This window comes from Salmonirosea aquatica (assembly GCF_009296315.1).
Lineage (GTDB): Bacteria > Bacteroidota > Bacteroidia > Cytophagales > Spirosomataceae > Salmonirosea > Salmonirosea aquatica.
Window position 1 is genome coordinate 4152860 of sequence record NZ_WHLY01000002.1, and the last position, 12236, is coordinate 4165095.

The 12236-nt window shown below is 52.1% G+C and carries 8 protein-coding genes; 1 reads left to right on the top strand and 7 read right to left on the bottom strand.

The genetic code is table 11. From position 1 onward, the window contains the following. Positions 1–220: 220 nt before the first annotated feature. A complete protein-coding gene (locus GBK04_RS18250) occupies positions 221–991 on the bottom strand; it encodes a rhamnogalacturonan acetylesterase (protein ID WP_152762112.1) in 771 nt (256 codons plus the stop codon). Between the two features lie 439 nt (positions 992–1430). Between GBK04_RS18250 and GBK04_RS18255 the strand changes: the two genes are divergently transcribed. Continuing rightward, entirely contained in the window at positions 1431–2807 is a 1377-nt protein-coding gene (locus GBK04_RS18255; RefSeq protein WP_152762114.1) for a hypothetical protein, read from the top strand. A gap of 26 nt (positions 2808–2833) precedes the next feature. Here the strand turns inward: GBK04_RS18255 and GBK04_RS30750 are convergent, their stop codons facing one another. From GBK04_RS30750 to GBK04_RS18280, 6 genes are all read right to left on the bottom strand, one after another. Next, positions 2834–3001: a hypothetical protein gene (locus tag GBK04_RS30750; RefSeq protein ID WP_373331094.1), complete on the bottom strand. Its 168-nt coding sequence runs from the start codon at positions 2999–3001 to the stop codon at positions 2834–2836. Between the two features lie 65 nt (positions 3002–3066). After that, positions 3067–3861, bottom strand: a complete 795-nt coding sequence (budA, locus tag GBK04_RS18260) for an acetolactate decarboxylase (RefSeq protein WP_152762116.1) — start codon at positions 3859–3861, stop codon at positions 3067–3069. 213 nt (positions 3862–4074) lie between these two features. Continuing rightward, on the bottom strand, positions 4075–5634 hold the full coding sequence (locus tag GBK04_RS18265) for an arylsulfatase (RefSeq protein ID WP_152762118.1): 1560 nt from the start codon (positions 5632–5634) through the stop codon (positions 4075–4077). 17 nt (positions 5635–5651) lie between these two features. Further along, entirely contained in the window at positions 5652–7127 is a 1476-nt protein-coding gene (locus GBK04_RS18270; RefSeq protein WP_152762119.1) for a sulfatase, read from the bottom strand. A gap of 20 nt (positions 7128–7147) precedes the next feature. Continuing rightward, positions 7148–8812: a RagB/SusD family nutrient uptake outer membrane protein gene (locus GBK04_RS18275; protein ID WP_152762121.1), complete on the bottom strand. Its 1665-nt coding sequence runs from the start codon at positions 8810–8812 to the stop codon at positions 7148–7150. Positions 8813–8825: 13 nt separating this feature from the next. After that, positions 8826–12170, bottom strand: a complete 3345-nt coding sequence (locus GBK04_RS18280) for a TonB-dependent receptor (protein ID WP_152762123.1) — start codon at positions 12168–12170, stop codon at positions 8826–8828. Positions 12171–12236: the final 66 nt, after the last annotated feature.

The following is a 12236-nucleotide window of genomic DNA, read 5'->3' on the forward strand; positions in this document are numbered from 1 at the left end:
ACCCCATCCTCACCAAGGTGAGACGGGTGATGAGATAGTCCTACTACTCCGGGAAATCGGAGGAAAGTGAATCAGGTGGTCCCAGGTTCGAGCCCTGGTGGGCCCACATCAAAAAAGCACCTAGCGTTGAGTCGCTAGGTGCTTTTTGTTTGATTTAAGCGGCATTTTCTTTGCATTTAACTACCCTATTTCTTCCTTCAAAAACTGAAAGACTGACGTTCTACTTCAGGTACCCCCTCAACCCGCATTTCTTCAATGACTTTATCCCCTTGGCTACCATTTTGGCGTTAAGTTCAGCGCCGGCAAGGGCCGTATGGGTATCATCCAGCGATGTGAAATACTGCTGCTTGACCTGCGCGGGAGTACTGCGGTCATACTCGGTGGCTATCAGCTCGTAAAGGTCGATGAAGTAGGCCCCCTGCGCGTCGGAAACGGCCTCTGCCCACTGCGGATAGCTGTCGTCGGGGCGCACGATATGGTCCTTGTTCCAGCTGTTGCGTGGTATCGGTGAACAGACAATCGGGATGGCACCTTTGGACTTAGCTTCGGCGATAAATTTGCGCAGGTACCAGCCATAGCTATGAACTATTTCGTGTTTTTTGGTAATTAGATTATCAATTTCTTCGGTTTTTTCCCCGATGCCCCGGATGGTACCCCGGGCGCGAAGCGTATCATTTACCGGACTCGAATCATTATGTCCGAATTGGATGAGCAGATAGTCTCCCGGCTTGAGTTGGGAAAGGACCTTGTCCCATCGTCCTTCGCTCACAAAAGTACGACTCGACCGGCCCCCGATTGCATGGTTGTGAATCTTGATCCGGGTGGTGTCGAAATGTTGTGACAGCACGCTTCCCCAGCCCCATTGGCCGTTTTGTCCCACGCCCGAGCCGGTTTTTACAGTGGAATCTCCAATAAGATACAGATTGACGGGATCGGGGCGGAGCAGAGTCGTCAGGGCAAAACCAAAGAACAGAGCTATTTTAAAAGGCATGGGAAAAAGATGGTTGATAAAAAAATAGACTTGAAAACCGGGTTTCTACTCAAATATAGCCCACTGAAATCCAATCTTACTTTCAAATGGTCCATTTTCTGAATGAGTACCCTAGGGTACCCGTTGATCGTTCCAAGAATACCTACGCGGGTGACAAACGTAGTGGAATAATTTGGTCTGGCTCAGAGCATCCTAATCGGATAAGGTACCCTACCTGCGCTTTATCAATGGACTAATACTTAGCCAACTCAAAGTTATAAAATGCCCCAGATGCAACAAGTTTTAAAGCAACGGACGGCGATTTCTGGCCAATCATCCCGAAAAAACATCCTTTTTCGGGAGAAGAAAACTGGGTTTATTTCCCAAGCCTGCTAACTTTGGGCATAGGGGTAGGACAGCCCGGTTGCGATATTTTTCATCGGCCCGTATAAATCCACATATGACGAAAAAACTATTCTTGTTCTGTTGGCTGTTGATGGCCTGGCAAGCCCAGGCGCAGTCGGTTATTATTGTTCCCTTTAACGACATCAAAGACCGCATTTACCGATGGCCCACCAGTTTAGTACACGGAGAGGTATACAGCATCGAGGTGACCGACGTAAATCGGAGCCTGTTCGGGGTGGAAGGCTCGGCGAACCAACAGAACTTCAACGTGGACTCGCCGGGTGTGCTTACGGGTTTCAGATTGCCGGGTTTTGCCACACTGACCCTTCCCGAAACCAAAGATGCCGGGCCGGATATTCTGGAAATGCCTGACTCAGGCCAGGAAGCCCTGCGCGAAATTGACCACCAGCTAGAAACGATCAACGACTGCTACGCCTATATGGAAGAAGTGGAACGCTTGGGTAACGTCATTACCAACCTGCTCCGCGACTGCGAACGTCCGTACGGGACTTTGGAAGAGGAGCTTTGCCGGATTACGAACGCAGTGCTGCTGGTAGATAAAGAGGGGCGGGCCGAGCAGGCAGCCCAGCTGCGGGATGAGTGCCTGGAATGTATCGCCGCGGTCCGCTACGCCCGCAATGTCATTGCGGCTCAGGTACTGAGGATTCCGGCTACGAATGTTAGCCCGAATGCCGCGGAGGTGGCGCCCATTGTGGCAATGGCTTTCCAGAAGGTAGATGAAATGGATAAACTGGCCAAGGAAAACAAAATACAGGCCCTGCTCGATAATTACAATCGTATCAACCGGGCCAACTTTACCTACGTATCGGATCCTTTTAAAGCCAGTAAGGATGAGGTGAACCTGCGCCTGACTTTCCAGGCTGATACGCTTCTGACCTGTAACTATCCCAATCGACTGACGGCGCGAACCAGCATACCCGTTGTGGGGGGCTGGAAGGTGGATTTCAGTACGGGGGTGTTATTTAGCGGACAACTAAAAAATAACCATTTCTTCGGCCAGGAACTCTATTACGCAGGGTCTTCCGAGGATTCGAGCCAATCCTTCATCTACGAGAAAGAGGCCGGCACCCGGCTTTTACTTTCGATTGGGGCATTTGCGCACCTGTATAAGCGTACGGCCCGTAAAACCAGCTGGGCGCTTAGCCCCGGTGTAAGTACCACCACCGCCTTCGACGGATTTCTATTCCATCTAGGCGGGTCGGTACTGATGGGCCGCGAGACCCGGCTGGTACTGACTCTTGGTGCAACCTTCAAAGGAAGTACCCTCCTAGATGGGCGGTATAGGACGGATAGGTCTTACCCGACCGAAACACTTCCCAGGGAGGTACCCACCGTCCAGGTGTTTCCCCGGACGGGCTGGTTTGTAGCGCTGACTTACAATCTATCGTCGTTCAGAAAATCGAAGGAATGAAAAAGGTAGCGTAAACGGCTGAACAATCAACTCAACATTTTGACGTAGCAGTACTTCCGGATGAGTTCTTCAAAAGGTTCGGCCGTGCTGATTTTTACTTTTTGATCCAGGGGCGTTTTCTGTACGCTGTATTGGGCGGTTGTGCGGCTCGGTTCCATGGCTGATTCGGTGTTGTTGTACGGGTTAGATGCCATTACTTAGTCATGGTTTAAGCCAGGCAGGTTAAGTGATTATTGAGAAATAAGCCTGCTACGACCACTTATTTTTCTACTTTTTCCAGTTCGGCCTGTTTGTCCTGAGTAAGATCTATGCGGTGGAAACTGCCCGAGTTCGGCAGTGTCATGTGAAAGCCCGAAGTGAAATCAATCGACAGGGTACCTTTGGCCACAGAGCAAGCCAGCACATGCCCGCCGCGCGTTCGGTCGTGGGTGATAAAGTGCAGGTGGTAGCCGGGTACATTGAGGCCTTTCATGAACGGCGGCGTACGGAAGCCCATCAAGGTACCCTGCACCCGCTCGTAGGCAAACGTAGGCTGGGTTTTTACGATTTCCACCATCGGAATGTAGGGCCTGACCTGCCGGGGCACACTTCGGGCGTTTATGGATTCGAATTCGCCCTCTATCCTGATGGCGTAGAAATTGTTTTCAGAAGGAATCAGACTGTCTATCAGTGCACAAAGTTGTTCAAAGCTAACGGGACCTGTAAGGGGTACCACGGTATCGGCTTCAAAATAGGTTACGGCCGCAAAGGGTGTCTTCGTTGAATCCGCCACGGGATAAGCCTTGCCATCGGACTTTATCTGGAACACATCCCCGTCAAGCTCCAGCATTTCCCCATCCAAAGCGTTAAAAGTACCTATGCCAAAATCACCGTGCTGGCGTACCTGCCCGTAGGTGACTTCCCCGTCGTACTCGCCCGCAAGCAGGGCATCGATGGTAGACACCTGGTACACTACCTCGCGATCAGTGGGCTGTTCCTGCGAAGGTATGCAGGCCGCCAGCCAGAAACCCATGCCGGCCAGCCCGAGGAAGATGCGAAGTTGTTGTAGGGTCATGTGTTCGGAGGGAAATTGCGCAGGTACTTGTAAGAAATAGGCAGCGGATGCTATATTCTACTTGCCCGACCTCCACTTGGTCACTATTGAGCACTGCGTTTGAACCGTTCATAAACAGAACGGTTCAAACGCACACGAGACCTATCCGAAGTATTTCCCTGTAAATCAAAGATTACTCTGGCCAGGTCTGCTACCAGTTACTCATCCACAACGTCATTTATCTACACCTACGCGGCTCGCCCAGGCGGTATACTTGGCAAGTAATTCCTGCATTTTTTCAGGTTTGGAACCGGCCAAGTCATGCTGTTCAGCGCGATCTTTGGACAAATCGTAGAGCTCCCATTTTTTCAGTTCCTTAGCCCACACCAGTTTCCAGTCGCCCTGGCGGATGGCCCGGCTGTCAAAGTGTTCCCAGGCGATAAAATCATGGGGTACCCTCACTTGCCCGCGCAGAATCGGCAGCAAGCTTTTCCCTTCCACGGGCTTGATCTTGTGGTCTTTATAGGTGGTGGGGTAGGTCGCTCCGGCCAGTTCCAGGCAGGTAGGCATGATATCCATGATGTGGCCTACCTGATCGGTTTGGAAAGATTTCTTGATCAGTTTGGGATAATGTACAATCAACGGGCTAGAGGTACCCCCCTCATGCGTATAGCTTTTGTACAAGCGGAAGGGTACATTGCCCAGGTTAGCCCATTCTTTGCCGTAGGCCACATAAGATCCTTTCTTACCCGGCGGCGTGACCAGCGACCGTTCGTAGGCTTCCTCACCCAGGTCACGTTTAGCCCGACCGTCGAGCTCTTCGGCGCAGGCACCATTGTCTGAGAGGAACATAATCAACGTATTATCCAACTGGCCAGTGGCTTTGAGCTTGGCTACGATTTGCCCGATGCCCTTGTCCATGCGCGTGACCATAGCTGCATAGGCGGTCATTTTCTGATCCCACTCGTCCTTGTCGGGCGCATCCTCCCAGGCGGGCAGAGTCGGGTCACGGTCAGATAGTACCTGAGAAGCTGGAAGCAGGCCCATTTTCTGTTGCCGGGCGTGGCGTTCCTCCCGCAGCTTATCCCAGCCTTTCAGGTACTTGCCCTGGTACTTTACCATCTCCTCCTCGGGTGCGTGCAGCGGCCAGTGCGGCGCGGTGTAAGCCACGTACATGAAGAAGGGTTTTCCTGACGAAGCATCGATGTAGTCCACGGCTTTTTTAGAAATGGCATCGGTCATATAAAAGCCCTCGGGAATCTGGTAGGGTTCGTTACCTTCCAGAATCAACCGACCGGGTAGCAGTCGGTAGTAGCTGTTGGCCCCGCTGATCAGGCCAAAGTACTTATCAAATCCCCGTTGCAATGGCCAGTCCGGGCGTTCTTCGCCCACGTGCCATTTGCCCGACATGTAAGTTTGGTAGCCGGCATTTTTAAGTACCTCGGCAATCGTGACGGTATTGCGGCTCAGCCAGCCCTGGTAGGGAGTTTCGGGGTCCCGGTTCTTGATGGCCGAGGTCACCACCATCCGACCCATACCCGCCTGATGGGGGTACACACCCGTGAGCAGTGACGCCCGGCTCGGACAGCACCGGGCAGCGTTATAAAATTGAGTGAATTTTGCGCCCCCCGCGGCCAGGGCGTCTAGGTTCGGAGTCTGGATTTCAGAGCCGTAGCAGCCGATGTCGCTATACCCCAGGTCATCCGCCATGATGACGATGATGTTGGGTTTCTGGGCGTAAAGAATCCCCGAAAGGGCGAGCAGGAATAGGGTAAGAAGTGATCTGATTTTCATAAAATTTGAAATTAAGTTTATTGGTAAACTCCGGTGTTTCCTTTTGCCCATAGGGGCGTTAGTTTTTCCACGACCTCAGGGCGCTCTTTGGCTACGTTGTGATTTTCGTTAGGGTCAACCTGATGATCGTATAATTCAACGATAGGCTCCTGCTTTCGGAAGTATTTAGTAAAGCGATAGCGGTCGGTACGAAGGCTGACACCCCGGTTGAAATAGCTGTAAGCCACATTCTCCCAGGCAGGTGCCTTCTTCTTTTTTAGCAAACGGACGAAGCTTTGTCCGTCCAGATTCCCGACGGGTTTGAGGCTACACAGCTCGAGTAAGGTAGGATATATGTCGATACTACTCACAATCTCGTCGCGTTGCTGCCCGCCGGCTGTTTGGGGTACCTTCACCATCAAAACAGACCGGACTGCGCGCTCGAAGATGGTATGCTTGCCCCACACCCGGTAGTCGCCCAGGTGCCAGCCGTGATCGCTCCACACCACCACAATCGTGTTTTTATCCAGTTTCAGTCTTTTCAATTCATCCAATACCTTACCTACCTGCGCATCCGTGTAGCTCACACCGGCGTAGTAGGCGTGGCGCAACTTGCGCGCATACGCATCCGAAACGGGCTTAGTCAGTGAGGCATTCTCATCCCCAGCCTTGTAGGAGTTAAACTCGCCACTGTTGTGCAGGCTGGCCGGGTTTACGTCGGTGGGTAGGTCGGGCGAGGGCGTCAACGAAAGTTTCGATTCGTCGTACAAATCCCAGTATTTCTGCGGGGCATTGAACGGGAGGTGGGGTTTGAAGAAGCCAACACTCAGAAAAAACGGTTGACTTTTCTTCGCCAGTTCGTTCAGCTTGGTCACGGCCAGTTGGGCGCTCAGTCCGTCAGGGTACCCCTCGTCGGGTACCTTGGCGCTTTCGTAGGGTTTTACCTCTCCTTTATGGGTTTGGCGGTTGGTGCCATCGGCGTAGGCAAAGAAGGCATTCCAGCCCGTTATCCATTTTCCGGCATCCAGCAGCATTTCGTCCCAGCTGTGGGGTAGCTCCAGTTGGTTGCTTCGGGGTTCTTCGTAGCCGTACACGTAGCCGTCCGGCGAATGGCTGATCTTGCCAATCCCTACGGTATAGTAGCCGCTCTGCCGGAAATGATCCACGAAGGTTTCGGGTATTTCGGAGCGGGGCTTCCCGCTGATTTCCCGCTCAATGGCTTCATTGGTAAGGTGGATCGGCGTCCGCGGACGCCTGCCCGTCAAGAGACTGAAGCGCGAGGCTCCGCAGGTAGGCTGGGTGACGTAGTGTCTCGTAAAAAGGCTCGACTCCGCCGCCAGTGCATCAAGATTAGGAGAACGTACTTCGGTATTTCCGTAGCATTTCAAATCGGGCCGGAGGTCATCAATGCAAATGAAAAGCACATTGGGCGGTTGCTTTTGCACAAACAAACCGCTGAGCACGAAAAACAGAATAACGAGCGCCCCACTTATATAAAATCCCTTCTTTACCATGAATTTCTTGCCTTTTACTATTATAAATAGCCGGGATTTTGAGGAAAATCACCGGGGTTGGTCACGCGGTCGATCTGGGTTTGGGGAATGGGTCGCACCAGATGCATCTCTTTTACATTGACGGCCGCATCCAGGTTGTATTTCTTGATCCGTTCCAGAAATTTTCCCGACCTTTTCAGGTCGTACCAGCGGTGCATTTCACCAGCCAACTCGCGGCCACGTTCGTCGAGGAAAAAATCTTCACTCAGATCGGCGGCTGTAATCTGCATCTCGGCTACCTTGCCAGGCAGCGCCGCCCGCGTACGTACCACATTGACATACTCAGCGGCTTTGGTCAGGTTACCCTGCCGGAATGCCGCCTCACCGGCAATCAGGTACATTTCGGCCAGACGAAGCACCATGAAATCACGCCTTCCGTCTTCTGCATTCACACTGGTACGCAGGGGATCCAGGTATTTTTTCAGTGTCGGAAACTGGCGCCGGCTCGATCCGCCTATTTCCAGCGGGTCCGTTACGCTGGCTACCCACTTGTTGTTATAGTCAATGAGCCAGTAAGGCGCGGCTTTTTGTACGGCATCGGGTACGGGGTGCAGCACGATTTTGATGGCCGTATCGCCGGGTACGACAGTCTTTCCGTTGATAGTGGCCTTCGTATTGGCAATCCAGACGGTTTTAAAGGAGCCATCGAAGCGGCTGTCTTTACTCAGATCAAAAAGATTGAGCGTGTAGTTGGTGGGCATGAACCGCTGGAAAGGACGCCCGTTTACGATGTCGCGGGTCAGGGCCGGGTTGAGGGTGTAGTCAAACTGGAAATACAAATGCCCCCAGTTTCCTGAACCATCATCCGGATTTCCTGTACCATTGGTGAGTGGATTGTCGGTATACTGTACCGACCAGATCACCTCCGTGTTTAGCTCTTTGTTGATATCCCACAAATCGGCGTAATTTTTCACCAGCGAAAAATCATTGCTATTGATCACAGCGGCGGCCATTTTTTCGGCTTCGGCCCAGTTGCCCAGCGTGAGCTGTACGCGTGCCAGAAGTCCCTCCGCGGCATGTTTGGTAGCCCGTCCGTAGTTCTGCGCTTTGGCGGGCAGATTGGCTACGGCGAATTGCAAATCCGGTAGGATACCCTGTTGGTACACCGTAGCTACGGGTGTGCGTTTTGCCTCCGTTTCAACGCCCTGGGTTTCTTCCAGCGTAAAATGGATATCACCAAACTGCTGTACCAGGTGGAAATAATAGAGGGCCCGCAAAAAGCGCGCTTCTCCCATGATTCGGTTGCGTTCGGACTCGCTGATACCAGCCACTTTGGGCGCGCGCCCGATTACGGCGTTAGCCTGGTTGATCCCGACGTAAAAAGTATCCCAAATGGTTTTTACATAGGCACTGGACCCTAAAAAGTTAGGCGAATAGTTGTTGTAGTCCGGATTATTGGTGGCACCGCCAAATCCATTGGTGTACATGTCGGTGCCGGTTACGGTGAGGAAAAAAGCAGGCTCGCGACCATAAAATTTACGAAGGGACGTGTAGGTAGCTTTCAGACCATCCTCAATGCCCTTGGGGGTAGCGTAGTAGCTTTCGGCGGTGGCCAGTCCAACCGGATTTTCCTGTAAAATATCATTGCAGGAAGTAAAGAGGGTACATACAGACAGCAGGCTGAATACAATATATTTCTTTTTCATGTTAGTAAGGGTTTCAGAATTTAAGGTTCAAACCAAACACGTAGGTGGCCGAGGTCATCGGTGAACTACCCCCTACGATACCGTTGGCGGTCTCGGGATCTACTAGCTTGTAGGGAGAGAAAATCAGAGCGTTGTCGGCCGTTGCGTACAGGCGTAGGCTATTGATTCTGATTTTGGAAGTAATCGCTTTGGGGATGGTATAACCCAGGGTGATGTTCCGAATTTTTACGAAAGAGCCATCGAAAAACCGGACCGCATCGGAGTACAGGGGAGCCGCGGCGGAGTTGGGTCGGGGAATTTTATTGACCGGATTGTCAACCGTCCAGTAATCAAAATTGATGGCATTGTAGCGTCCCTGCCAGTTGTTTCCGCCCAGATTGTGGAAGTCGCTCCGGATGTACTGTCCCTGCCGGGCGTATACCAGAAAAGAGAAATCAATTCCCTTGTAGCTCAACCGGTTGGTTAGTCCGCCGCTCCACTTGGGTACCGTAGAACCGAGTACCGTCCGGTCGTCGGCGTTGATAACCCCATCGGGTTGATTGGTCAGGTTGCCTTCGGCGTCGCGGCCATTGACGTCCGCAATCTTGATGTCACCAGGCTTCTGCTTCACCTTGGCGGCTTCGTCGGCTTCGCTGGTCTGCCAGATACCTTCTTGTTTGAAATTATAGAAAACGCTGATGGGTTGTCCGATGAACCATTGGTTTCCCACGTCGTCCTTCCCGTTGAATAACTCGACGATTTTTTCCTTATTGCTAAATATATTCAGATTCGCTTCCCACTTGAATCCATTGGGTGAGCGGAGGATATTGCCGTTCAGCGATAGCTCCCAGCCCTGATTGCTGGTGGCGCCAATATTTTGCAAAATAGACTCGTAGCCTGAAGTAATGGGAATCAGACGATTCAGCAGAAGATCGGTCGTGTTGGTCTTGTACACTTCCAGCGAACCCGTCAGGCGGTCATTCAGTAAGCCAAAATCCATACCCAGGTTCAACGTACTCGAAATCTCCCAGCGAAGGTCAGGGTTCGGGATCACGTTCAGCGCGTAGCCGAAGGCTGGGTCATTGCCAAAAGCATACACGGAGCGTTCGAGCCCACCCAGCGTTTGATAGGGAGCAATGGAAGTATTGCCCACCGCTCCGTACCCAGCCCGGAGTTTCAGGAAGGATAAAACCTTCGCGTTGCTCATAAACGCCTCATCGGAGATCACCCAACCCGCCGATACCGATGGAAAAAAGGCCCACCTGTTTTTCTGGGAAAGGCGGGAGGAACCGTCCGCCCGGCCCGTCAGGGTAAGCAGGTACCTATCTTTGAAGCTGTAATTGACTCTGCCCATGTAGGAGAGTAGTCCCCATTTAGTGAGCGAGCTATTGATGCCCGTGACGGTTTCGGCACTGCCCAGATTGTAAAACAAGCTCGATTCGATGGGGATGTTCCGGGCGGTAGCTCCCGACGATTCGAAACGATTGGTTTGAGTACTGAACAGTCCTACTACATTGAGTGAGTGATCACCAAACTTGCGGTTGAATGAAAGAATATTTTCCAGCGTATAGGCGAAGTTCTGCTGGTTGGAAACTCCGGCGGTATTGGCACTTCCGGCTAGCGTACCGCTGTATTGTCCCTGGCGTGAGATACTAAAATCCGGACCATAATTCAGGCGGTAGGTAAGCCCTTCGGTGAAAGTGTACTCCCCAAAAATATTGGCAAATACCCGGTACTTTCTGCGCTCATCGGTGTACTGCCCGGACTGGTATTGCAGCAAGGGGCTGGTGAGCAGTCCTTCGCGGGGGTTGGGGTAGGCAATGAAATTCCCATCGGCATCGTAGGGTTGTACCAGGGGTGAAAACTGCAAGGCATTTGTATAGGGAGCATTGGACATCACATTCTGCAAATCACTGGATACCGTCGAACTGACGCCCACGCGAAGCCGCTCGGTGAGCTTGGTTTCGATGTTGGCCCGGAACGAGTAACGCTGGTAGTCGCTCTGTTGCATAATCCCTTTTTCGTCGTAAAAGGCTCCGGAGAGGTAGTAGGTCGTATTTTGGTTGCCGCCACTGGCCGAAATCTGGTGCTGCTGCTGCTGTCCGTCCCGTAGGATGAGGTCGAGCCAGTCGGTTTCCACGCCATTTTTGAGATTATCGATTTCCAGGGTACTGAAGAACGTATTGTCCTTGCTGGCGTCATTGGCGTCGATCCCCCTGGAAACCCGGGAATACTGGGCAAACTGCTCACCATTCATCAGGTTCAGGTTCTTCTTGGCTTTCTTGATTCCGTAGTAGCCATCATAACTGATGACCGCCTTGCCCTCTTTGCCTTTCTTGGTGGTGATCAGGATAACCCCGTTGGCCCCGCGTGAACCGTAAATGGCCACGGCGCTGGCATCCTTAAGTACCTCCATGGACTCGATATCGTTGGGATTGAAATCGTTGATGCTCACATCCGTCGGGATGCCGTCAATGACATAGAGCGGATTGTTGCTGGCGTTGATCGAGCGGTTTCCCCGGATACGGATGGTAGGAGCGGAGCCTGGATTCCCATTGGTACGTACGATATCAACCCCGGCCAGACGACCCTGTGCGTTCTGTAGAAAGTTGGAGGAAGGTGTTTCGGCAATATCCCGGCTGGAAATGCTGGAAATGGCTCCCGTCAGATCCCGCTTTTTCTGGGTACCATAGCCCACCACAATCACTTCGTTCAGCGCCTTGGTGTCTACACTGAGGCTCAGATTGATCTGGGCGCGGTTGTTGATGGCTACTTCCTGAGACAAATACCCCACAAAGGAAAAAACCAGGGTACCCTGGCCATCGGGTGCCGCCACGGTGTACAGACCCTCCTGGTTTGTGGTGGTACCCCGTTGGGTCCCCTTCACCACCACGCTCACTCCGGGCAATCCCTCTCCGCTCTCATCGGTCACCTTGCCGCTCACATTGAAGTCCAGAGGAATATTGACAGGAATCGAAAGCGCAGGTACCCTGGTAAGGATCTTCAGATTTTCGGCAACTTCATTCCGCAGGACGATCCGATTACTGACTTGGAGGAAATTTATTTTCAAAGGCGTCAAAATCCGGTTCAAAACGTCGGCTAATGGTTCGTTACTAGCTTTGATCGTGACCGGCCGTCTAAGATCCACCGTACGGGAATTGTACGAGAATTTTACCTTGGCCGACTTTTCCAGCGAGGCCAACACCTGGCTGAGCGACTGTCCCGTCGCCTGCACAGAAACCTTTCGATCAAGCAGTCCCTGGCCCTTTACCGAGGTAGCTAGGGTAATCCCTGAGCACAGCAAGGCTATCGTTATTTGTAGTAGAGATATTTGCACGATTCGATAGAGCAATCGTTTAGGAGTCAAAGATATTTTCATACTTTTGATTGGTTTGGTTGATACTTTTTACAGGAGTGTTGGCAAAATCATTTCCCCTTTTTTCTC

Excerpts from the sequence above, each read along its gene's own strand:
- GBK04_RS18250 (WP_152762112.1), bottom strand. The coding sequence starts at position 991 with ATGCCTTTTAAAATAGCTCTGTTCTTTGGTTTTGCCCTGACGACTCTG.
- GBK04_RS30750 (WP_373331094.1), bottom strand. The coding sequence starts at position 3,001 with ATGGCATCTAACCCGTACAACAACACCGAATCAGCCATGGAACCGAGC.
- budA (WP_152762116.1), bottom strand. The coding sequence starts at position 3,861 with ATGACCCTACAACAACTTCGCATCTTCCTCGGGCTGGCCGGCATGGGT.
- GBK04_RS18270 (WP_152762119.1), bottom strand. The coding sequence starts at position 7,127 with ATGGTAAAGAAGGGATTTTATATAAGTGGGGCGCTCGTTATTCTGTTT.
- GBK04_RS18255 (WP_152762114.1), top strand. The coding sequence starts at position 1,431 with ATGACGAAAAAACTATTCTTGTTCTGTTGGCTGTTGATGGCCTGGCAA.
- GBK04_RS18280 (WP_152762123.1), bottom strand. The coding sequence starts at position 12,170 with ATGAAAATATCTTTGACTCCTAAACGATTGCTCTATCGAATCGTGCAA.
- GBK04_RS18265 (WP_152762118.1), bottom strand. The coding sequence starts at position 5,634 with ATGAAAATCAGATCACTTCTTACCCTATTCCTGCTCGCCCTTTCGGGG.
- GBK04_RS18275 (WP_152762121.1), bottom strand. The coding sequence starts at position 8,812 with ATGAAAAAGAAATATATTGTATTCAGCCTGCTGTCTGTATGTACCCTC.